The organism is Pseudomonas sp. MS01C9, assembly GCF_058202755.1.
The window spans coordinates 1,425,297-1,448,128 of sequence record NZ_CM177073.1; the positions used below are offsets into that span (position 1 = coordinate 1,425,297).

Here is a 22,832-nt window from a genome sequence, read left to right on the forward strand (position 1 = left end):
CATGACCGCCGCACGCCTGACGCTGCCCTCGCCGGCCAAGCTGAACCTGATGCTGCACATCCTCGGCCGTCGCCCGGACGGTTATCACGAGCTGCAGACGATTTTCCAGTTTCTCGACTACGGCGACGAAATCACCTTCGCCGTGCGCGAGGACGGCGAGATTCGCCTGCATACCGAATTCGAGGGTGTTCCCCACGACAGCAACCTGATCGTCAAGGCCGCGAACAGACTCCGGGAGCAATCCGGATGTTCGCTGGGCGTCGACATCTGGATCGAAAAAATCCTGCCCATGGGCGGTGGTATCGGTGGCGGCAGCTCGAATGCGGCGACGACGCTGCTGGGACTCAACCACCTCTGGCAGCTGGATTGGGACATGGATCGCCTGGCGGCGCTGGGCCTGACCCTGGGGGCCGACGTCCCGGTTTTCGTGCGTGGCCATGCGGCTTTCGCCGAGGGCGTGGGGGAAAAACTCACGCCGGTAGAGCCCGAGGAACCCTGGTACCTGGTACTGGTGCCGCAAGTATCTGTAAGTACAGCAGAAATTTTTTCAGATCCACTGTTGACACGTAACTCTCCTCCCATTAAAGTGCGCCCCGTTCCCAAGGGAAACAGTCGAAATGACTGCTTACCGGTGGTAGCGAGGCGTTATCCAGATGTTCGTAACGCTTTGAATTTGCTAGGTAAATTTACCGAAGCAAAACTCACCGGAACTGGAAGTTGTGTGTTTGGGGGCTTCCCAAGCAAAGCTGAAGCTGATAAAGTCTCGGCCCTTCTTACAGAGACCCTTACAGGGTTTGTAGCAAAAGGAAGCAACGTTTCGATGTTGCATCGCAAGCTGCAGGACCTGCTCTAAAAGGAATCGAGTGCACGGCACTCGCAGCAACAGATACAGGGGCGTCGCCAAGCGGTAAGGCAGCAGGTTTTGATCCTGCCATGCGTTGGTTCGAATCCAGCCGCCCCTGCCATTTTCCTATACTCATCCAGGTATACCCTCAGCCTTCAGGTACTGCGCGTGTCCAAGATGATGGTCTTTACGGGGAACGCTAACCCCGATCTGGCTCGGCGTGTAGTACGTCAGCTGCATATCCCTCTCGGTGACATCTCTGTCGGCAAGTTCTCCGACGGTGAAATCACTGCCGAGATCAATGAAAACGTTCGCGGTAAAGACGTCTTCATTATTCAGCCGACTTGCGCTCCGACCAACGATAACCTGATGGAACTCGTCGTGATGGCTGATGCCTTCCGTCGTTCCTCGGCGACTCGTATCACTGCTGTTATCCCTTACTTTGGTTATGCTCGCCAGGATCGCCGTCCGCGTTCCGCGCGCGTGGCGATCAGCGCGAAAGTCGTAGCTGACATGCTGACCGTAGTCGGCATCGACCGTGTCCTCACGGTTGATCTGCACGCTGACCAGATCCAAGGCTTCTTCGATATTCCCGTGGATAACATCTACGGCTCCCCGGTTCTGGTGGATGACATCGAAGACCAGCGTTTCGAGAACCTGATGATCGTGTCCCCGGACATTGGCGGCGTCGTGCGTGCACGTGCCGTTGCCAAATCCCTGGGCGTGGATCTGGGCATCATCGACAAGCGTCGTGAGAAAGCCAATCACTCCGAAGTGATGCATATCATCGGCGACGTCGAAGGACGCACCTGCATCCTGGTCGATGACATGGTCGATACCGCCGGCACCCTGTGCCATGCGGCCAAGGCTCTGAAAGAGCATGGCGCGGCCAAGGTCTTCGCCTACTGCACCCACCCGGTGCTGTCGGGTCGGGCAATCGAGAACATTGAAAATTCCGTGCTGGACGAGCTGGTGGTGACCAACACCATCCCGCTGTCCGCCGCCGCACAAGCCTGTGCACGTATCCGTCAACTGGATATCGCACCGGTTGTTGCCGAAGCGGTTCGCCGCATCAGCAATGAAGAATCGATCAGCGCGATGTTCCGTTAAGGGCCCTGCCTTTCGATGACATCCCGCTGACGAAAAGCGCCCCGCCCCAACACTCATGTTGGGGCGGGGCTTTTTTGCCCATGCTGCTTTGACGTCGGTCGCAGGCGTCAGCCGCAATGGCTATTTTGGAGATACAAAATGACTGATTTCATCCTGAACGCCCAAGCGCGTACCGACCTGGGGAAAGGTGCGAGCCGCCGCCTGCGTCGTCTCGCCAACCAGGTTCCTGCCGTTGTATACGGCGGTGACAAGGCTCCTGAGTCCATCACCATGCTGGCCAAGGAAGTCGCCAAGCTGTTCGAAGACGAGGCTGCTTTCAGCCACGTGATCGAGCTGAACGTCGACGGCAAGAAGCAAGACGTGATCGTCAAGGCAATGCAGCGTCACCCGGCCAAGCAGTTCATCATGCACGCTGACTTCGTTCGCGTCGTCGCTGGCCAGAAGCTGACCGCCACCGTTCCAGTGCACTTCATCAACGAAGCGGCGCCAGTCAAGAAAGGCGGCGAGATCTCGCACGTGACTTCCGAACTGGAAGTTTCCTGCCTGCCGAAGGACCTGCCTGAATTCATCGAAGTCGACCTGGCTGACGCTGAAATCGGCACGATCATTCACCTGTCCGACCTGAAGGCGCCTAAAGGCGTTGAATTCGTGGCCCTGGCACACGGCGATGACAAGGCTGTTGCCAACGTCCACGCTCCACGTGTTGCTCCAGAAGCTACCGAAGAAGGCGCTGCAGAGTAATTTCACTCTGTCGCCGGAGTGACCGGAAACATCGCGGACTGGAACGTAGCGAGGCAGCGGGCGGGAACGCGAAGTTTACTCAAGGGTAGATCCGCAATTTTCGTCCACTGTCGCCAAAGCACCTGACCGCGACCTTGTTATCCACACTCCAGGAAGGGCCCCTATCGTGACTGCCATCAAACTGATCGTTGGCCTGGGAAATCCAGGCACCGAATACGAACAGACCCGGCATAACGCAGGGGCCCTTTTTGTTGAGCGCATCGCGCACGCACAAGGCGTCAGCCTGACGGCCGATCGCAAGTATTTCGGCCTGACCGGGCGTTTTTCGCATCAGGGTCAGGACGTTCGTCTGTTGATTCCCACCACCTACATGAACCGTAGCGGCCAGGCCGTGGCGGCATTGGCCGGTTTCTTCCGCATCAAGCCTGAAGAAATCCTGGTGGCCCACGACGAACTCGATCTGCCTCCGGGCGTCGCCAAGCTCAAGCAGGGCGGCGGCCATGGCGGTCACAACGGGTTGCGCGACATCATCGCGCAGCTGGGTAATCAGAATACCTTTCACCGCCTGCGGCTCGGCATAGGCCACCCGGGCGTCGCCAGTATGGTTTCAAATTTTGTCCTGGGTCGCGCACCTCGCGCCGAACAGGAAAAACTCGATGCCAGCATCGACTTTGCCCTCGGCGTGCTGCCGGATATCCTCGCCGGTGAATGGAACCGCGCGATGAAAAACCTGCACAGCCAGAAGGCCTGACTCTAACTCTCGGGGAAACACCATGGGATTCAATTGCGGCATCGTCGGCCTGCCTAACGTCGGCAAGTCCACCCTGTTCAACGCCCTGACCAAATCCGGTATCGCGGCCGAGAACTTCCCCTTCTGCACCATCGAGCCGAACAGCGGTATCGTACCGATGCCGGATGCGCGCCTGGATGCACTGGCGGCTATCGTCAATCCCAAGCGTATCCTGCCGACCACCATGGAGTTCGTCGATATCGCGGGTCTCGTGGCCGGCGCCTCGAAGGGCGAAGGCCTGGGTAACAAATTCCTCGCCAACATCCGCGAAACCGACGCCATCGCCCACGTGGTGCGCTGCTTCGAAGACGAGAACGTGATCCACGTTTCCAACAGCGTCGACCCGAAACGCGACATCGAGATCATCGACCTGGAACTGATCTTCGCAGACCTCGACAGCTGCGAAAAACAACTGCAGAAAGTCGCCCGCAATGCCAAGGGCGGCGACAAGGACGCAGTTGCCCAGAAAGGCCTGCTGGAGCAATTGATCGCTCACTTCACCGAAGGCAAGCCCGCACGCAGCCTGATGAAGAACATGAGCGCCGAAGAGAAGCTTGTGATCAAGGGCTTCCATCTGCTGACCACCAAGCCGGTCATGTACATTGCCAACGTGGCTGAAGACGGCTTCGAGAACAACCCGCACCTGGACGTGGTCAAGGCCATCGCCGAAGAAGAAGGCGCCATGGTGGTTCCGGTCTGCAACAAGATCGAAGCGGAAATCGCCGAGCTGGACGACGGCGAGGAGAAGGACATGTTCCTGGAGGCCCTGGGCCTTGAAGAACCTGGCCTGAACCGCGTGATCCGTGCCGGTTATGAAATGCTGAACCTGCAGACCTACTTCACCGCCGGAGTGGAGGAAGTCCGCGCCTGGACCGTCCGCGTCGGCGCCACTGCCCCGCAAGCGGCCGGGGTGATCCACACCGACTTCGAAAAAGGCTTCATCCGCGCCGAAGTCATCGCCTACGCCGACTTCATCCAGTACAAGGGCGAAGCCGGGGCCAAGGAAGCGGGTAAATGGCGTCTGGAAGGCAAGGATTACATCGTCAAGGATGGCGACGTGATGCACTTCCGCTTCAACGTCTAAGCCTCATCTGGCATCGAAAAAGCCGCGTTGATTCGCGGCTTTTTCGTGTGTGGGCTACTTCCAGGATCGTTTGATCATCCGGCGCTGGAAAACCCCTAGAACAGATAGCCCATGTAGATCGCGGCACCGCCACCGGCCTGCACGCCGGCGTTCAAGCCAGCCATGACCAGCGCCCCTTTGGCAGACCGCGCCAGTTGCCGGTTGACCGTGGTGGACGCAATGAGCGAAGTCGCCGGGTTGGAGCTCAGGGCCACCGACAATGCCAGCAACTTGGGGTCAAGCCCGAACAGCAACGCTGTGGCCGAACCGCCCGCCACCAGCCCCACGCCCACTTCGGTGTACATGCAGGGTCCGGTGATGTCGTCACTGGTCAGATCGCGGTCGACCAAGGCATCGCTGACAAACACCTTGCCCGTGCTGGGGAAGGCCTCCGCCGCACCCACGCCAGCCACGCTCTTGCCCTTGATCTGGATATTGATCTTGCCGAAACGTGGCAGCCTCGCGCCAAAGCCGACGCCGACTCCAACGCCGCCGTAGCGGTAGCTGACGTCCTCGCCCTGGGGCGAACGCAGGATGATCGAGCCGCCACTGCCCGCCACCATGACCACGGTCAGGCCGCCGCCACTGGCGGTCTGGTACTGCCAGCGACTTTCGTTGACCGGGAGTGGAATGTTGTAGCTCATACGTTCAAAGTCCTTTAGGTGAATGAGCCGCACCGCGGCCACGGTGTCGAGTGACTTTCACCAGACCGACAAGGGTGAATACCAGACCGATCAGCCCCAATACACCGGGGGTTCCCCACAGTGCGAACGGGTCATCGACGATGGAGCTGCCTGTCGGCTGCTCGGGCAGGTAATGCACCCGTACCGGCTGATCCTGTCGATAGCCGAAGATGAAGCCGCCTTGGGGGTAGGAAATTTTTTCACCATTGGCGGTGGTGAAGGCGATCTCGGGGTGCGAGCCACCGGCATTCAAGCGACTGACAACGCCATCGGCGCTCTGTGCATGGGCGAGGAACTCGCGTCGCTCCAGTGTGAGATTGACGGCAACGCTCAGCAAGCCGATACCAATCAGGGCAAAAAGCAGGCCCAGCAACAGGTTGCCGATCCGCGACGGGGTGTCGTTAGCCATGGTTATCTCAGTACTCGTCCATGAAAGAGAGGGGCAGGATAGCAAGAAGCCTGCCCCTGCCGCACCTGAAGCCTCGCTCCTTTTATGCCTCCTCTTTCCGCAGCAGCACCCTCGTCACTCGACGTTCCTGGACCTCCACCACCGTCATGCTCCATTCCTGCCAATTGAGCCGGTCGCCGATGACAGGCAGACGGTCCAGCAAGCTCATGACCATCCCGGCCAAGGTCTGGTAGTCGTCCGTGGCTTTCGCCTGCAAGCCCGTGTGCTCGCCAACCTGGCTGAGATTCAACGCGCCACTGACCAGAAAGCCGTCTTCCCGGGCCACGATATTCGGCCCTTCGATTTCACTGGCATCGGGCAACTCACCGGCGATGGACTCAAGGATATCGGTCATGGTGAGTAGCCCCACGAAGTCACCGAATTCGTTCACCACAAACGCGATGTGGGTCGACTCTTTGCGCATCTGCTCCAACGCGTTGAGAATCGTGAAGGTATCCAGCAGGTTGATCGCCTTGCGGGCCATGGTTTGCAGATTCGGCTGGTTGCCGGCCAGCAGTTCCTTGAACAGCTCTTTCTTGTGGACAAAACCCAATGGCTCATCCACCCGCCCTTCCCGGATCAAGGGCAACCGGGAGTACGACGAATGCATCAGCCGTGTACGAATGTTCTCGGGCGAGTCGGCCACATCGATGTGATCAACCTCGGCACGGGGAGTCATCACCGTACGGATGGGGCGCTCTGCCAATTGCAACACCCCGCTGATCATGACGCGTTCGCGTCGGTCGAACACCTGGTCGGTGTCATCGCCCGCCAGCATGTCGGCGATCTCCTCACCCACCTCGTCGGCATCCGGCTTGCGTCCCCCCAATAACCGCAGGACGGCGTGGGCGGTACGCTCGCGCATGGGGCGCTGTCCGTGCAGGCTCTTCCTGCGACGCAGGCGAGCCACCTGGTTGAACAGCTCGATCAGGATCGAGAAGCCAATCGCGGCATACAGGTAGCCTTTCGGAATATGGAAACCCAGACCTTCCGCGGTGAGGCTGAAGCCGATCATCATCAGGAAGCCAAGACAAAGCATGATGACGGTGGGATGGCTGTTGACGAAGCGCGTCAGGGGCTTGCTTGCGATGATCATCAAGCCGATGGAGAAAATCACCGCGATCATCATGACCGATAAGTGCTCTACCATGCCCACCGCCGTGATCACGGCGTCCAGCGAAAAGACCGCATCGAGTACCACGATCTGCGCGACGATCGGCCAGAACATCGCATAGGCACCCTGACCCGAGCGTTGCACCACATGGCCTTCGAGGCGTTCATGCAACTCCATGGTGGCCTTGAACAACAGGAACACACCCCCGAACAGCATGATCAGGTCCCGTCCCGAAAACGTCTTGCCGAAGACTTCGAACAACGGCGCGGTCAGGGTCACCATCCAGGAAATGCTGGCCAACAGGCCAAGGCGCATCAACAGCGCCAGGGACAGACCGATGATCCGCGCACGATCGCGCTGCGCGGGTGGCAGCTTGTCCGCCAGGATGGCAATGAATACGAGGTTATCGATGCCGAGCACCAGCTCCAGCACGATCAGGGTCAGCAGGCCAAGCCATGCCGTGGGGTCGACGATCCATTCCATGGATTACAGCTCCTTTCGCAGCATCGAGGGCAATGGCGCAGGCGCATGCCTATCGACGTGAAGCGAACCCTTGGGGGGCGTGCATTGAAACAGACGACAGGGAGGTTCCAGCGGGGCGTTCATAGAGACCTGAAAAGAAATAGGGGAAAAAAATCCTACAACGTTTCCGAACGCCTCATGCCTGATGAATTATTACCGGATCTGACAACACCCAGCCCATGGAGACAGCGATGCCCCCGCTGCCCCACGGCTCGGCCCCGGAGAATCCCCGGCATCGCTGGGGATTTTTTCATCCGGCGCAGATCTGTAGCGCTCAGCCTCTCTTGACTTTGAAGCGTCCCAGCACCCGCTGCATCAACGAGGCCCGCTCCGAAAGGTCCTTGGCAGCCACTGCGCATTCTTGCGAGTTCGACTGGTTTTTCTGCGTCACCTCATCGATCTGCTCCAGCCCGATACTGGCCTGCTGCAAGCCCGACGCTTGCTCGCTGGACGCCTGGTAGATCAGCGAGACCAGATTGGAAACCGCGCTGGTGCCATTGACGATGTTCTTCAAGGACTCAGCAGTCCGGCCCGCGATGATCATGCCCCGCTGGGTCTTGCTCGAGGAGTCGGCGATCAACGCCGCCGTCTGCTGCGCGGCCTCGGCGCTGCGGGCAGCCAGGCTGCGCACTTCATCGGCCACCACGGCGAAACCGCGTCCCAGCTCACCCGCCCGGGCCGCTTCGATGGCTGCATTGAGGGCCAGCAGGTTGGTTTGCGCGGCAATGTTATCGATGGTGGTGATGATCGCCGTGATGTCCTTGCCCGAGTTGTCGATCTCGGTCATGGCGGCAATCAGCTCGCTCATCAGCTTGTCACTCTCACCCGCATCGGCCCTCGAAGCCTGTGACTGCTCATCGGCTTTCCTGGCGTTGTCGGCGTTGTCCCTGGTCTGCGCGGCCATCTGCGTCATCACGGCACTGATTTCAGTGATGGACGATGCGGAGTTGGACGCCCCTTCGGATAACGACTGGCTCAGGTCGGTGACCTGGGCCGAGCTGCCGGTAATCTGGGTGGCGCTGGCCTGGACTTCGCAGATCAGCTGGTTGAGGTTACTGACCATTTTCTCCAGGGACTTGCCAAGGGTGTCGTTGGGCGAGGACAAGCGCACCTCCAGGTCCAGATCGCCCTCGGAAATGCGCTCGGCCACCCGGACCTGCCGCTGCAGGCTTTCGGACATGTCGTTGAGCGCGGCCGACAGCTGGCCCACTTCATCCTCGGATTTCTGCACCAGGCGCCGGGAAAAATCCCCCAGGCTGATATTGGCGGCCAAGGCTGCGGCCTCGCGAATCGGCCCGACGATTTTCGCGGCGGCAAACCACAAGGCAGCCAAGGCCAGCAGCGAGATGAGCATCCCCGCCGACACCTGCCAGATGCTGTTGTTGATGCTGCGCGCCTGCAGCTCTTGTTCGAGGGCGATGGCCTGGCTCATGACCACGGCCTTGGGCAGGCGAATCAGCACCGCCCATGGCTTGCCCGTGCGACCCAGGCTGATGGGCATCAGCACTTCGATGTCCTGCGTCTGCGGGTTGAGCAAGCCATCGCCCTGCCCGCCCTGGATGTCGCGAAGCACTTTTTCCCACGACCCAGGCAACAGGGCCTTGATGGGCTGGCCAATCAGATCGGTACGCCGACTGTCGGCCACTACCAGTCCCTGGTTACTCAAGATAGTGACGGTACCTTTACCGTCGTAGAGTTCAGCGGACATCTGCTCGCTGAGCTTCTGGATAAAGGCGATATCGAAGTCCGCTCCGACCACCCCATAGAACTTGCCGTTGGCCACGATGGGGACCGACAGAGTCGTCAGCCAGACGTTCTTGCCCTGGACCACATAGGGAATGGGGTCCAGCACACTCTCCTTCAGGGTATCGCGCGGCCCGCTGTACCAGCCGCCCTTGGGCACACCGTTGGGGTGACGGTCCGCAGAGTCGTATTCGACCAGGGGCTGCACCGCGATATGGCCGTCGGCACTGCGTGTCCAATACGGGGTGAAGCGGCCGGTCAGCGGATTGTTGCCGTCCTCGGCATTGCGGAACGCAGCATCCTGCCCGTCCAGCGCATTGGGCTCCCAGCAGGAATAGGTACCGTTGAAGTCCGGGTTATCCTTGAGCACGCCGAGCAGGACGCTGTTGATCTGTTCCCGTCCCAGGGCCAGGGGGCTTTGCGCCACCTTGCTGGCGGCAAAGGTATTGGCCATCGTACGGGCCGCATCCAGCGCATTCTGCAGCCTGGCCTGGATGGCATTGGCACGGGACTCGGCCAGGTTCTGGATTTCCCGGATGGTCGACTTTTCAATCAGCGCGCTGACTTCGGTCGCGACATATTGCTCATTGGCCCGAGCACTGAAGAGCCCGTACACAACCAGGCTGATCGATGAGACAAACAGGCATACGCCCGCCGTGACACAAATGCGTGCCTGCAATGACTTGAACTTCATATCAACCCCTGCCTGATTCTATTTATTGCCGACGTCAACGACGACGGCATTCCAACGTGTGCACGACGTGGCGGATAACAAACGATCGTTGCTGCTTACGCCGTTTCTCAGGCGAACGCCTTCAGGGGCACGGCGATACAGCTGACTCATCAGCATGAACGTGGCAGGTGGGGGCAAGGTTCATCGCTCTATTCACCGGGCGGCGGTAGAGGCGTTCGAATCAAAGACCGGAGGCGTTATTTCGACGACACGAGGGTGATAGGCGGAAAGAATGTAGAAGCCCACTTCTGCTGTAACCCAGGGTCACCTTGAATAAAGCCGCAGAATCCATTCAAACCAACAACCACGGCAGCAAATTAGCACGGGCAATATTTCTACAACATCAACTTAGGACTTATACAAATCAGTACTTTGGTAGTAACGGCACTGACTCGTCGGCTACTGATTGGACGTTCGCCACGGTTATTCCAAAGGATGGGCAACTACGCCGACGGGGCCGGCCGCTCTTTTTCACCCTCGTCGAATACAGCGTTGAACACAGCCCGTGGCAAGGGACCTGGGGTCCCCTGCCACATCGCTACCGCCCGCCTCAGGCTTTCTTGGTCCTTGGCAGAAAGATCGCCAACACACCCAGCAGAGGCAGGAACGAACACAGCCAGTACACATGCTCGATGCCATGGATGTCCGCCAGATGCCCCAGCAACGCGGCACCGATCCCGCCGAAGCCGAACATGAGCCCGAAGAACACTCCGGCGATCATTCCGACATTACCCGGCACCAGTTCCTGGGCGTACACCACGATGGCCGAGAACGCCGACGCCAGGATGAAACCGATGACCACGCTGAGAATGCTGGTCCACAGCAGGTCGACATGGGGCAGGATCAAGGTGAACGGCGCCACGCCCAGGATCGAGAACCAGATGACCGCCTTGCGCCCGATCCGGTCGCCGATAGGACCGCCGAAGAACGTGCCCGCCGCCACTGCGCCGAGGAACAGGAACAGGTACAACTGCGAGGAGGCCACCGACAGGTCGAACTTCTCGATCAGGTAGAAAGTGAAATAGCTGGTGAAACTGGCCATGTAGAAATACTTGGAGAACACCAACAGCCCCAACACCACCAGCGCACTGAGTACCCGTCCCCTGGACAAACCATGGGTGGCCGCCTGGCCCTGCCTGAGCTTGAACAGGTTCAGGTGATTGGCGTACCAGCGGCTGATGCGGTACAGCACAAACAGGGCGAACAGCGCGAACAGACCGAACCAGGCCACATTTCCCTGCCCGTATGGAACGATGATCGCCGCCGCCAGCAAGGGACCGAACGCGGAACCGGCGTTACCGCCGACCTGGAACGTCGACTGCGCCAGGCCGTAACGCCCGCCCGAGGCCAGTCGGGCAACCCGTGAGGCTTCCGGGTGAAAAGTCGACGAACCGATGCCGATCAGCGCGGCGGCCAGCAGGATCATGGCGAAGCTGCCCACCATGGCCATCATCACGATGCCGATCAGGGTGCACACCGTACCGGCCGGCAGCAGCCAGGGCTTGGGGTGCCGGTCGGTGTGATAGCCGACCCAGGGCTGAAGCAGCGAAGCGGTGAGCTGGAAGGTCAAGGTGATCAGGCCCACCTGCGTAAAGCTCAGGCCGTAGCTGTCCTTGAGCATCGGATAGATCGAGGGCAGGACGGCCTGGATCAGGTCATTGATCAGATGCGCCAGTGCCACGGCGCCAATGATGCGCATGACCAGGGGGCTGCTGTCGGTGGCGGTCGGAATGGGGGCAATGCCGGCCTGGGGATTGCTGATAGCCATGGGAGGTTTCCATACATCGGATGGGTGCACACGGGCAGGTTCATCAATGTGCCATTTTTCGGTGCAACAAGGCTATCCCATTAGCTAGCTATCGACTGTGAAAAATTGTCCTCGAGCAAGGTGATAGCTCAAAGCCATGGTCTGAATCTTGCCTTGCTTATCGCCTACGACGCGGCCTCTTACAAAGGGGACCGAGAATGGGAAGTTTCGCTACAGAGCCTGCCTACAGAGCGGACCTGGGCAAACTTTCGAGGCCTTTTAAAAGGGCACCCGTTTGCGCACTTGTGTAGAAACGCACAAAAACAGTGCAAGGGTGTTCAGGGGAGTATGGGCATGCAGGCTTTTCTATCACCGGGCATCAGGCTGCTGGGGCGTTTCGGTTTCGCCCGTAAATTCCAGCTGCTGTTCCTGCTTTTCATTCTGCCGATCATGGGCAGCCTGTGGATCATCGGCCAGGATTATCGCGACAAACTCAACCTGATTTCCGGCGAACGCGCCGGGGTACGCCAGCTATTGGCCCTGGATAACCTGGACAACCTGCTGACCGCCCAGCGCAACCGTGCGGCCCGGTGGCGCGCCACGGAGACCAACCGACAACCCACGCCAGCCACGCTCGCGGCGATGGCGGCTTTCGACGCCGTGCAACCGGCCCTCAACCAGGCCGCCAATGAACTGGGCACGACCCTGCAGACGGAAGGAGCCGAAGGCGACACCCTCAGCCGTTACCAGACCTTGCAAGACAGCCTCAAAGGCCTGGATTCGAAAAGCCTGGGCTCCGTAGGCTGGTGGCCGGACGGCTATGATCGCTTCACCGCGTCGCTCAGCGCCTTGCAAGCCTTGCGCGAGCAGATCGTGATGGACAACCGCCTGACCCTCGCCTCCTGGCTCGAGACCTATCTGTTGACCCAGATCTCCACCCAGCAGACCCCAGACCTGATCGAGCGGGTCGGGCGCCTGGCCAGCGTCGGCCAGGCTTCGGTGGTGTCAGGCCAATTCACCCTGCAGAGCCGCCTGCAATTGCGCGACCTGCGCAGCCGGATCGGTGACGCCCGGGATCAACTGCTCAAGACCGGCGGGCTGCTGGAGGCACGCCTGCCCAGCGAACTGCAAGGCTGGGCCGGTCAATACCAGGGCAGCCTCAAACATCTGGATGCGGGCCTCAAAGTCCTGGATGACGGCGTGTTCGGCGGTTCTATCAATCTCAAGCCGGAAGATTTCGAGAAGCACCTGGATGCCCTCCTCGTCGACCTGGCGCTCCTGCGCCAGCAATCCCTGGTGGCGCTGGATACGCGGCTGGACCACTACCACGGCTCGGCGATCCGCCAGTTCGTCCTGGTGGCGACGGTACTGGGTTGCCTGCTGCTGGCAGCGCTCTATCTGTTCATTTGCCTGCAGTCGTCTATCCGCCGTAGCGCCAGCGGCATCACCGTACTGGCCGAAGCCCTGCGTGACGGTAACCTCAGCCTGCAAGTGCCGGTGCAGGGACGCGACGAACTGGCGGCCATCAGCACAGCCTTGAACGTTGCCGTGGTGCAGCTACGCAGCAGCCTGCTGGGGGTCGATCATGAGACGTTGCAAGTGAGCGACGCCGTGCGCACCCTCAACACCCACTCCAGCGGGGCCCTGGGCGAAGTCGAGGCCCAGCAGTTGCAGATCAGCCAGATCGCGGCTGCCGCGACGCAACTGGCCGCGACGTCCCAAGGCGTGGCCAAAAGCTGCGAACAGGCAGCCGGCAGCGCCCAACAGACCCGACGCATCGCCGCCGACAGCAGCCGCGACAGCCAACGCACCACGGCGAGCATCCAGCAACTCAACCAGCGACTCAACGACACCGCCGCCGCACTGGGCCGGGTAAGCGAGCAAGGGCAACAGATCCAGATGGTAGTGGACACCATCCGCGGCGTGGCCGAGCAGACCAACCTGCTGGCCCTCAACGCCGCCATCGAAGCCGCTCGCGCCGGTGAGCAAGGCCGTGGTTTTGCAGTGGTGGCCGATGAAGTCCGTAGCCTGTCGCAACGCACCCAATCCTCCACACAGCAGATCGCGGGCACCGTCGACAGCCTGCGCGCCACGGTCAACGAAGCCGTCAGCCTGATGGAAGCCGCCTGCGAGCAGGCACAGACCGATGCGCAAGCCGTCACCAGCCTGGGCGAACGATTGGGAGAAATTGCCAGCGCCGTGCAAAGCGTCACCGATACCTTGGCGCAGATCGCCACCGCCGTGGACGAACAGGCCAGTACAGCCGATGAGGTCAGCGGCAATATCCAGCAGGTCGACCAGGCGGCCATGCGCTTGCTCGAAGGTGCACGGGCAGTGAACCTGGCAGCCGATACCCTGAGCCAGGGAAGCCAGGCTCTGAGCGCCAACACCGGAAGATTTCAACTCGGCTGACAGGCATTTGTGGCGAGGATGGATAAGCAGTTGAAAGCGCAGAGAAATATTTCAGATTTACGCTTGACACTTCCTCGTTACCGGCGAATAATGCGCGCCACTTGGCTACATAGCTCAGTTGGTTAGAGCATAGCATTCATAATGCTGGGGTCCGGGGTTCAAGTCCCTGTGTAGCCACCAAGTACTAAAAACGGCTTATCGAAAGATAAGCCGTTTTTTTATGCCTCGAAGAAACCGTCGATCCGAGGACGGCCAGAAGCGGGATGTCCCCCGCCAGCCTGTGCATTTGATCCACAGTTCACCTGCCATGAAGAAGGTTCGACGTCTGCCCAAGTGCCGGCAGCGAATTCGACATCCAATGAAAGCACGCGCTACAGTCGGCCCCATCCCCCTGACCCACGGATGGAGTGACACGTGCTTACAGCTCTCAAACCGAATCTTCATCGTCTGTCAGCCGTTTCGCTGCTGGCTGTCGCTCTCACACTCGCCGCCTGTAAGGCTCCACCCTCTTCCACCGCCCCCCCAGCATTACCGACCGCACCGGAAATCGCTTCCGGCTATCGCACCGACCTGCAGACCCGACACGCCGACAAACACATGGCCGCAGCGGCCAACCCCCTGGCCGCCGAAGCCGGGCGGGAAATGTTGCGGCGCGGAGGCTCGGCCATCGACGCGGCGATTGCCATGCAGGCGGTACTCACCCTGGTGGAGCCGCAGTCTTCAGGCATTGGCGGCGGCGCGTTCATCGTGCTGTGGGACGGTAAGGCCGTGCGCACCTATGACGGTCGCGAAACGGCACCGGCCGGCGCCACCGAGAAACTGTTCCTGCAAGCCGACGGCAAGCCCATGCCATTTACCGCCGCACAGATCGGTGGCCGTTCCGTGGGCACGCCCGGCGTGCTGCGCGCGCTGGAATTGGCTCATCGCAAGCATGGCCGGCTGAAATGGGCCAGTCTGTTCGAGCCTGCCATCAGGCTGGCGGAACAGGGCTTTGCGATTTCGCCACGGTTGCACTCGATGATCGCGGCGGACCCATCCCTGCCAGGTTCGCCGGACATGGCCGCCTATTTCCTCAATGCCGATGGCAGGCCGAAGGCCGTTGGTACATTGCTGAAGAATCCTGCGCTGGCCGGCGTGCTCAAGCGTATCGCCAATGAAGGAGCCGATGCGTTGTACGAGGGCGCGATCGCCAAGGAAATCGTCGCCAAGGTGCAGGGACATGCCAACCCCGGCAGCCTTTCACTGAATGATCTCAAGGGTTACGCCGCCCGGGAGCGCGCGCCGCTGTGCACCGACTACAAGCGCTGGCAGGTCTGCGGCATGGCCCCGCCCTCTTCCGGTGGAATTGCCGTGGCGCAGATTCTCGGGACGTTGCAGGCCTTGGAGCAGCGCGACAGCCACGCAGCCATTGCGCCCTTGAAGCCCCTCAAGACCGATAAACCCGCCGGCCTTGAACCCGCGCCCCAAGCGGTTCATCTGATCGCCGAAGCGCAACGCCTGGCCTACGCCGACCGCGCCCAATACGTCGCCGATTCGGATTTTATCCCCGTGCCGGTCAAGGGCCTGGTCGACCCAGGCTACCTGGCAAGCCGCGCCAGCCTGATCGGACCGCGGAGCATGGGCGTCGCCAAGCCCGGCACACCACCGGGCGTTCAGGTGGCCTATGCACCGGACCGCTCTCCCCTGCGCATTTCCACTTCACAAGTGGTGGCAGTGGACGATCAGGGCGGTGCCGTGTCCATGACCACCACGGTGGAATCGGCCTTCGGCTCGCACCTGATGGTCCAGGGTTTCATGCTCAACAACCAGATGACCGATTTTTCGTTCATCCCCGAAGAACAAGGGCGGAAGGTGGCGAACCGGGTCGAACCCGGCAAGCGCCCACGCTCCTCCATGGCACCGACCCTGATCTTCGATCGCCAGAGCGGCGAACTGTTGGCCGCCGTTGGCTCACCGGGCGGCTCGCAGATCATCGAGTATGTCGCCAAGTCGGTGATCGGACTGCTGGATTGGCAACTGGACCCGCAAACCGCCATCAACCTGCCCAACTTCGGCAGTCGCAACGGCCCCACCGAGCTGGAGCAGGGCCAGTTCAGCCCAACCCTGATCCAGGCACTGAAGGACAAGGGCCACACCGTGACCGAGATCGACATGACCAGCGGGACCCAGGCGATTGTCCGGCTACGTGATCCACAAGGCAGAACATCATTGGCCGGGGGGGCAGACCCGCGGCGCGAAGGAGAAGCCCTGGGAGACTGACGAAGCCAGGCCCTGAAGGAATCAGGGCTCCCCCTCGGGTTGGTAGACCAGTAGATCGCCGGGCTGGCACTGCAGGTAGCTGCAGATCGCCTCCAGGGTCGCCAGGCGTATGCCCTTGACCTTTCCTTGCTTCAACAAGGAGAGGTTGGCTTCGGTAATACCGATAGCGGCGGCAAGGTCCTTGGATTTGACCTTGCGCGTCGCCAGCATCACATCCAGTTGAATGACGATAGGCATGACAATCTCAAACGAATGTTCTGTTTTCTGAATCGACTTCGCTGGCCTGGGACAGAATCCTGGCAATGATCGCGATACAGGCGGCAAGAAACAAAGCGACAAAGGAGGGGGCCGTCACGCTGAGGGTAATCAATCGCTGGCCGACCGGGGCGTTTATCGTCACGAGCAGGCTGAGAAACGGCTCACAGAGGAAATCCAGCAACACCCACAACGCTACCGCTCGGCCGGTATTGCCCAGGTAGACGGCTGCCTCGCTGGAAAAGTACATCCCTTGCGCATAATGCCTGAATAGCTGCCGCAAATTGACCAGTCCGGCTGCCAGCGCCAGCAAGGGGATGCTCGACAGCAGGATCCCGCCAAGGCGTTGCCAACCGCTCAACCCCACCGCCCCGTCCACCAGGCCGGACAACTGTCGCTCGGTCAGGGCAAAACTCAGGCCGTATTTCAAGGCAACTTCCGGAAACAACCAGGCCGCCGCATTGACGGCCATCATCACGACAATGAAGACAAGCGTAATGACGGCCATGCGCTGGCTGTAGAGGGCGAGACGATTCGAAGACATGCGAGGCTCCAACCAAACGAAAGGAGCCCAGAACATAGCCACAAAATTATCGCAAAACAATAATTAATATGTAAAAAACGATAATACCCTTGCTTCAAGTGGACAGCTGGTTAGCAAACTGACTCACCGCATCGACCACTTTTTTCGCGCCGTCCTGGATCTCGACGATCACCGATCCGGCTTCAGCGGCCAGGGCCAGGCCCTGTTCGGCCTGGTGCTGGCCGTCCGTCATCAACGAAACGGCGTTGCGTGCCATGTCCTGGTTCTGGCGGACGACGCCGACAATCTCATCGGTAGCCTGGCTGGTGCGCGAAGCCAGTTGGCGCACTTCATCGGCCACCACCGCGAAGCCCCGCCCCTGCTCGCCGGCCCGGGCAGCCTCGATGGCCGCGTTGAGGGCCAGCAGGTTGGTTTGCTCGGCGATGCCGCTGATGGTCTTGACGATGGTGCCGATCACCAGGGACTGCTCGTTCAGGGCTTCGATACCCTCTCCGGCGGTCTGCATGTGCCGGGCCAGGTCGCGCATCACTTCCACGGCCTGGGTCACCACCGAGGTACCGCGCTGGGCACTGTTGTCGGTCTGCAACGAGGTGCTGTAGGCAATGCTGGCCGCCTCGGCGACGGCTTTTTCCTGGTTGACCTGGTCGGTGATGTTCGTAGCGAACTTGACCACCTTGTAGAGTCGGTCGTTGGCATCCACCACCGGGTTGTAGGACGCCTCCAGCCAGACCTCGCGCCCATTGCTGTCCAGGCGCTTGAAGCGACCGGCCACGAACTCGCCGTTGTTCAGGCGCTTCCAGAACTGCTGGTATTGCGCGCCGTTGTATTCCTCCGGCTCGCAGAACATGCGGTGGTGCTTGCCCTTGATCTGCGCCAGGCTGTAGCCCATGGCATTGAGGAAGCGATCATTGGCTGTCAGGACGTGGCCGCCCAGGTCGAACTCGATCACCGCCGTCGAACGCACCAGCGCACCGATAAGGTTTTCATGCTCGCGAGAGCCCTCGATGGTGCGGGTCAGGTCATTGGAATACATCGAGAAAAACCGGATCCGCCCGTCGACAGTCCGTACTGGCTGAAGAATCGAACGCAACCAGGCTTCCTTGCCATCGCCTCGCATCAGGCGCACGGCCCCGGAAAAATGTTCGCCGCGGGTCAACGCCGTCTTGAAACGAAGCTGGTGCTCGTTGGATTTCAAGTACCCAGGAATAAGGTCCTCGACAGAGCGGCCAATGAGATCCTGGCCCTTGTAATGCATTTCATCGAGGAATTTCTGATTGACCGACTGCACCCGGCCCTCTGCATCCAGGGTCAGGGCCAGCATTTCGCGGTCCAGGCTTTCCTTCACTTGCATGAGGCTGGACAGTTCTTGGCGAAGAGCCGACAGCTCCTGCTTCAAGCGTTGATTGAACATGGGCATGCTCCGACGGGCAGGAGGTTAACGGGCCTATTCCTCTTGCCATCGGCCCGGTGATTTTTTTCTGAAGAGTGCCATTGGTCGGCCGAAATTTTTTCCGCGGATCCAGAACCCGGGCCAACCTTCCAGGGTCAGTGGATTGTTCTACTGTAGCCCCTGTTTACCGAGGCTTCACTGTTCCAGCTACCCGTCCCACAAAACCAACCATAAAAACCGAGGTAACTGCCGTGACCACCGACATCGAAGACAGCCGCTCCGCCCGCTTCGCCTTGCGCTGTTCCAGTTTTGCCGAACGCTGGTTTCCTGACTCCTGGGTCTTCGCCGCCCTGGCTGTGCTGGTCGTCGCGGTGGCGACGCAGTTCATCGGCGCCACGCCCACGGCCGCCGCCATGGCATTCGGCGACGGTTTCTGGAGCCTGATCCCATTCACCATGCAAATGGCATTCGTCGTGATCGGAGGCTATGTGGTCGCCAGCTCGCCGCCGGCCGTCAGACTGATCGATCGCCTGGCGCGCATCCCGAAGAACGGCCGCTCGGCAGTGGCCTGGGTGGCGCTGATCTCGATGATTGCGTCGCTGCTCAACTGGGGCCTGTCGCTGGTGTTCGGCGGTCTGTTGGTACGAGCCCTTGCCCGCCGTACCGATCTGAAAATGGATTATCGCGCCGCCGGCGCCGCCGCTTACCTGGGCCTGGGCGCGGTGTGGGCCCTGGGGTTGTCGTCCTCGGCGGCACAACTGCAGGCCAACCCGGCCAGCCTGCCGCCGTCGATCCTGGCGATCACCGGCGTCATCCCGTTTACCCAGACCATTTTCCTCTGGCAGTCCGCAGTGATGCTGCTGGCGTTGATCGTGATCTCCTTGATCGTGGCCTACGCTACCGCTCCGGGCCCGAACAGCGCCCGCGACGCCGCAGCCTGCGGAATCGACCCGAGCTTCAGCATGCCGGCCTTGCAACCACGAACCCGTCCCGGCGAATGGCTGGAGCACAGCCCCTTGCTGACCATTGCCCTGGTGCTGTTGGCCGCTGGCTGGCTGTTCCACGAATTTTCGAGCAAGCCTGCGATCAGCGCGATTTCCGGGCTCAATACCTACAACTTCCTGTTCCTGATGCTGGGCGCCTTGCTGCACTGGCGGCCGCGAAGCTTTCTCGACGCCGTGGCCCGCGCAGTGCCGACCACAACCGGTGTACTGATCCAGTTCCCGTTGTACGGCTCCATTGCCGCGTTACTGACCACAGTCAAGGGCAGCGATGCCCAGACCCTTGCCCACCATATTTCGACCTTTTTCGTACAAATCGCATCGCATGACACCTACGCCTTGCTGATGGGCGTCTATTCGGCGGTGCTGGGCTTCTTCATTCCGTCCGGCGGCGGTAAATGGATCATCGAAGCGCCCTATGTGATGCAGGTGGCCAACGACCTGAATTATCACCTGGGCTGGGCCGTACAGATCTATAACGCCGCCGAAGCGCTGCCCAACCTGATCAATCCGTTCTATATGCTGCCGTTGCTCGGTGTGCTGGGGCTCAAGGCCAGGGACCTGATCGGGTTCTCCTTCGTCCAATTGCTGGTCCACACACCCTTGGTACTGGTGCTGTTGTGGGCGCTGGGAACGACGTTGGATTATTTGCCGCCCGTGATGCCATAAAGCCATAAAAAAGGGCCGATATTTACCTCGGCCCACTTTTTCTTCAGCCCGGTCTGTTTCAGTATGGAGGCGCCCTGTTCCGAGGGGCCCATACGCTGAAAAGGATCTGAGCATGTCTAAACTCGCAGTACTTCCCCTTGCCGCCCTGGCGCTGAGCGCCACCGTCCATGCCGACGTCGATGTACAGCTTGGCAGTACCGAACGCGTGACCCGTCTTTTCGCCTACCCCAACAACTGCAACGTCATCTGTTTTCGCGACTGGACCCTGGAGCAGACTGTCGAGCATTACCTGACCCAGAGCGTGCAGCGCGACGGCTACGGCGCGGCCAAGGTCAGCGTCAAACGCGACAATGACACGGTCTACGCCCATATAGCCGGCGTGCCGAAGAGCTACGGCCAGCCATTGACCGCATTGCTCAACGCCGGTGACCTGGCCTACACGGGCGCCACCAAACTCAACGGCGACAAGAAATGGGCATACAACTGGTACCTGTTCCTGCCGCTGGGCATGGCGCTGGAAAACCGCAAGAGTGTTGAACTGCTGCACTTCCCGCCGGATTACTCCCTGACCCAGGCCCAGGACTACCTGGAATCGGCCACCACGGATCGCTGGGCCACGCTGTTGACTGTCAACGGCATCGCCGCCGACCAGACCCCGGCCTACCAGACCATCATCGACATCGCGCCGATCGCAGCCCCATCCAACGCCGGTTCGGCCCTGGAAGGCGTCTACGACTATTTCAACGACTACCAGACCACCATGGTCAAGCAAGTCAGCCAGGGCTCCAGCGGAGCCGCATTGCCGATGGTGGCCTTCGGTGCCCCGGTGCGTAACTGGATCAAGACACAGTACGGCCCGACGGTAGGCGTGCTTGGCCTGGCGACCATCACGCCGACGGCGGGACTGAAGGTACCGGTGCTGGGCTCCAACCACCCCAGCTACATCTGGTACGCCGCCGATCCGGACAGCTACGACGGCGACGAAGCCAAGGCCGATGCGGCCGGCCTGAAAGTCATGGGCCAGGATCTGAGCGCCGCCTGCTGGCAAGCCGGCATGGGCAGCAAGCCGAACACGGATCCGAGCACACTGCTGAACCAATGCACGCAGACCTGGCAAGTCACGCAAAAGGAAAAGACCTGCGAGTTGTTCTATACCTCGATTCGCAAGCTCACGCCTGACGAAGCGGCAAAGAAATGCGAGACGCCGGCGATCAAGTCGCAGCTTCCTCAATTGAAAGCGCCGATGCCGCTACCCGCCGAACCGGTATAAGCCGAGAAGACTTTCCCGCGTAAGCCTGCGCTCACGCGGGAAAGCGCTTTTGACGCCTGTCAGAGTTGACAGTAGATACCACCCCGGATCGGGGCCAGACTATCCAGGTCAATCACGACGCTGGCAGGATGCCAGCGCCAGCAAGTCGGGTGCCCAGCACCGACAAGGACTGTCATGACCATTTTTGTGACCGATCGATCCTGTTCACGGGGCCGGGACTGTATCTACCCGGAAAAGGAACTCAGCACTCGGCTGGGCTATCCGTCTGCGCGGGATTTCGAAGTGCTGCGCGGCGCCAATGGGCGCGGCAACGGCGTCGTCGCCCGCAGGCGGTTCGCCCCCATGGAGCGGATGTGCCGGGTATCGGGGCTGCTGTTGGGCCGACGACGCCTGCACACTTTGCAGATCCTGCCGGAAATCCACATGTACGATCCGCGCTTCGCCGGGCTGCTGGTGCATTCCTGCAACCCGAATGTCTTTCTGGACATGAGCGAATTATGGTTGTGGTCACTGACCGCCATACAGGCGGGCGACAGCCTGACCATGGATTACGCCAGCACCGAGCCGAAACTGTACCGGCAGTTTGCCTGCCGGTGCGGTTCGTCCAACTGTCATGGGTGGATCACCGGTTATGATGAGCCACCCAATGAACAGGGCATGAAGTTCCTCAAGCATTGGCGCCGTCGCTGTCATCGTGACTGACGCCAACGGGCTCAGGGCGCGTCCACTGGACGCAGGCGATACTGCGGTGGCAATTGCTCGAAGCCGCTGATCGTGGTGTCCAGGCTCTTCCAGCGTCCGTCCTTGATGCCGTAGATGCAACCGTGGATCGACAGTTTCTGACCACGGTGCCAGGCGTTCTGCACGATGCTGGTATGGCCGACATTGGCCACCTGCTGGATGACGTTGAGTTCGCACAGGCGGTCAACGCGCTCCTCTTCGGTGGGCAGTTGGGCCAACGCTTCGCGGTGCTCGTAATACAGGTCGCGGATCGAGCGCAGCCAGCCGTCGATCAGGCCCAGCTGACGATCCTGCATCGAAGCGCGCACGCCGCCGCAGCCGTAGTGGCCGGTAACCAGGATGTGCTTGACCTTGAGCACGTCCACCGCGTACTGGATCACCGACAGGCAGTTGAGATCGGTGTGCAGCACCACGTTGGCCACGTTGCGGTGTACGAACAGATCGCCCGGCAGCATGCCGACGATCTCGTTGGCCGGCACTCGCGCATCGGAACAGCCGATCCACAGGTACTCCGGTGTCTGCTGACGGGCCAGCTTGGCGAAGAAGTCAGGATCCTCCTGCTTGATCGCATCGGCCCAGCGCGCGTTGTTATCAATCAGATCTTGTAGTTCGTTCATGCTATCCAGCCCTCGAGAATAGTCCGCAACTTTGACAGCACGCCGCTTGCCGAGGTCACTTCTGTAATGCCGTTGG

At 60.5% G+C, this 22,832-nt stretch carries 19 protein-coding genes, 2 tRNA genes and 2 pseudogenes; 12 read left to right on the forward strand and 11 right to left on the reverse strand.

Annotated elements, in window-relative coordinates:
• Window position 1: 1 nt before the first annotated feature.
• The 6 genes from ispE to ychF all read left to right on the forward strand — a co-directional run bounded on the left by ispE (window position 2) and on the right by ychF (window position 4,569).
• Window positions 2-853: a 4-(cytidine 5'-diphospho)-2-C-methyl-D-erythritol kinase gene (ispE, locus tag AC1M7R_RS06560; protein WP_072459377.1), complete on the forward strand. Its 852-nt coding sequence runs from the start codon at window positions 2-4 to the stop codon at window positions 851-853.
• Window positions 854-890: 37 nt separating this feature from the next.
• Window positions 891-965 (forward strand) — tRNA-Gln (locus AC1M7R_RS06565).
• 47 nt (window positions 966-1,012) lie between these two features.
• Complete coding sequence (locus AC1M7R_RS06570; protein WP_003171603.1) at window positions 1,013-1,954, forward strand: ribose-phosphate pyrophosphokinase; 942 nt, start codon at window positions 1,013-1,015, stop codon at window positions 1,952-1,954.
• Window positions 1,955-2,092: 138 nt separating this feature from the next.
• Complete coding sequence (locus AC1M7R_RS06575) at window positions 2,093-2,695, forward strand: 50S ribosomal protein L25/general stress protein Ctc (RefSeq protein WP_072396804.1); 603 nt, start codon at window positions 2,093-2,095, stop codon at window positions 2,693-2,695.
• Between the two features lie 166 nt (window positions 2,696-2,861).
• Entirely contained in the window at window positions 2,862-3,446 is a 585-nt protein-coding gene (gene pth / locus AC1M7R_RS06580; protein ID WP_072396792.1) for an aminoacyl-tRNA hydrolase, read from the forward strand.
• Window positions 3,447-3,468: 22 nt separating this feature from the next.
• Window positions 3,469-4,569 (forward strand): redox-regulated ATPase YchF, encoded by a 1,101-nt coding sequence (ychF, locus tag AC1M7R_RS06585; RefSeq protein ID WP_072396791.1) that lies wholly within the window; start codon window positions 3,469-3,471, stop codon window positions 4,567-4,569.
• Between the two features lie 95 nt (window positions 4,570-4,664).
• Here the strand turns inward: ychF and AC1M7R_RS06590 are convergent, their stop codons facing one another.
• The 6 genes and pseudogenes from AC1M7R_RS06590 to AC1M7R_RS06615 form a co-directional block, all read right to left on the reverse strand.
• On the reverse strand, window positions 4,665-5,252 hold the full coding sequence (locus tag AC1M7R_RS06590) for a hypothetical protein (protein ID WP_072396789.1): 588 nt from the start codon (window positions 5,250-5,252) through the stop codon (window positions 4,665-4,667).
• A 4-nt stretch (window positions 5,253-5,256) separates the two neighbouring features.
• Complete coding sequence (locus tag AC1M7R_RS06595) at window positions 5,257-5,700, reverse strand: DUF3592 domain-containing protein (RefSeq protein ID WP_123397795.1); 444 nt, start codon at window positions 5,698-5,700, stop codon at window positions 5,257-5,259.
• An 82-nt stretch (window positions 5,701-5,782) separates the two neighbouring features.
• Window positions 5,783-7,336: a TerC family protein gene (locus AC1M7R_RS06600; RefSeq protein ID WP_072459380.1), complete on the reverse strand. Its 1,554-nt coding sequence runs from the start codon at window positions 7,334-7,336 to the stop codon at window positions 5,783-5,785.
• Between the two features lie 313 nt (window positions 7,337-7,649).
• Window positions 7,650-8,555 (reverse strand): methyl-accepting chemotaxis protein, encoded by a 906-nt coding sequence (locus tag AC1M7R_RS06605; protein ID WP_371128613.1) that lies wholly within the window; start codon window positions 8,553-8,555, stop codon window positions 7,650-7,652.
• Window positions 8,556-8,597: 42 nt separating this feature from the next.
• A pseudogene (locus tag AC1M7R_RS06610) lies at window positions 8,598-9,812 on the reverse strand (cache domain-containing protein); the annotation flags it as partial.
• 589 nt (window positions 9,813-10,401) lie between these two features.
• A complete protein-coding gene (locus AC1M7R_RS06615) occupies window positions 10,402-11,619 on the reverse strand; it encodes an MFS transporter (protein ID WP_072396781.1) in 1,218 nt (405 codons plus the stop codon).
• Between the two features lie 333 nt (window positions 11,620-11,952).
• Between AC1M7R_RS06615 and AC1M7R_RS06620 the strand changes: the two genes are divergently transcribed.
• From AC1M7R_RS06620 to ggt, 3 genes are all read left to right on the forward strand, one after another.
• A complete protein-coding gene (locus AC1M7R_RS06620) occupies window positions 11,953-14,010 on the forward strand; it encodes a methyl-accepting chemotaxis protein (RefSeq protein WP_072396778.1) in 2,058 nt (685 codons plus the stop codon).
• Window positions 14,011-14,113: 103 nt separating this feature from the next.
• A tRNA-Met gene (locus AC1M7R_RS06625) sits at window positions 14,114-14,190 on the forward strand.
• A gap of 234 nt (window positions 14,191-14,424) precedes the next feature.
• Window positions 14,425-16,269 (forward strand): gamma-glutamyltransferase, encoded by a 1,845-nt coding sequence (ggt, locus tag AC1M7R_RS06630; RefSeq protein ID WP_072396776.1) that lies wholly within the window; start codon window positions 14,425-14,427, stop codon window positions 16,267-16,269.
• Between the two features lie 21 nt (window positions 16,270-16,290).
• Here the strand turns inward: ggt and AC1M7R_RS06635 are convergent, their stop codons facing one another.
• From AC1M7R_RS06635 to AC1M7R_RS06650, 4 genes and pseudogenes are all read right to left on the reverse strand, one after another.
• Entirely contained in the window at window positions 16,291-16,506 is a 216-nt protein-coding gene (locus tag AC1M7R_RS06635) for a helix-turn-helix domain-containing protein (RefSeq protein WP_072431546.1), read from the reverse strand.
• A 7-nt stretch (window positions 16,507-16,513) separates the two neighbouring features.
• Complete coding sequence (locus AC1M7R_RS06640; protein WP_072396765.1) at window positions 16,514-17,068, reverse strand: DUF2975 domain-containing protein; 555 nt, start codon at window positions 17,066-17,068, stop codon at window positions 16,514-16,516.
• A 94-nt stretch (window positions 17,069-17,162) separates the two neighbouring features.
• Entirely contained in the window at window positions 17,163-17,594 is a 432-nt protein-coding gene (locus tag AC1M7R_RS06645) for a methyl-accepting chemotaxis protein (protein WP_371128615.1), read from the reverse strand.
• 156 nt (window positions 17,595-17,750) lie between these two features.
• A pseudogene (locus AC1M7R_RS06650) lies at window positions 17,751-18,485 on the reverse strand (PAS domain-containing protein); the annotation flags it as partial.
• A 224-nt stretch (window positions 18,486-18,709) separates the two neighbouring features.
• Here AC1M7R_RS06650 and AC1M7R_RS06655 point away from each other — a divergent pair.
• The 3 genes from AC1M7R_RS06655 (at window position 18,710) to AC1M7R_RS06665 (ending at window position 22,100) form a co-directional block, all read left to right on the forward strand.
• Window positions 18,710-20,128 carry a short-chain fatty acid transporter gene (locus tag AC1M7R_RS06655; protein ID WP_072396758.1) on the forward strand — a complete coding sequence of 473 codons (1,419 nt, stop codon included), beginning with the start codon at window positions 18,710-18,712 and terminating at the stop codon, window positions 20,126-20,128.
• Window positions 20,129-20,240: 112 nt separating this feature from the next.
• Window positions 20,241-21,398, forward strand: a complete 1,158-nt coding sequence (locus tag AC1M7R_RS06660) for a hypothetical protein (protein WP_072396751.1) — start codon at window positions 20,241-20,243, stop codon at window positions 21,396-21,398.
• Between the two features lie 174 nt (window positions 21,399-21,572).
• Complete coding sequence (locus AC1M7R_RS06665) at window positions 21,573-22,100, forward strand: SET domain-containing protein (RefSeq protein ID WP_072431545.1); 528 nt, start codon at window positions 21,573-21,575, stop codon at window positions 22,098-22,100.
• An 11-nt stretch (window positions 22,101-22,111) separates the two neighbouring features.
• Here the strand turns inward: AC1M7R_RS06665 and can are convergent, their stop codons facing one another.
• Window positions 22,112-22,756 (reverse strand): carbonate dehydratase, encoded by a 645-nt coding sequence (can, locus tag AC1M7R_RS06670; RefSeq protein ID WP_072396736.1) that lies wholly within the window; start codon window positions 22,754-22,756, stop codon window positions 22,112-22,114.
• Window positions 22,757-22,832: the final 76 nt, after the last annotated feature.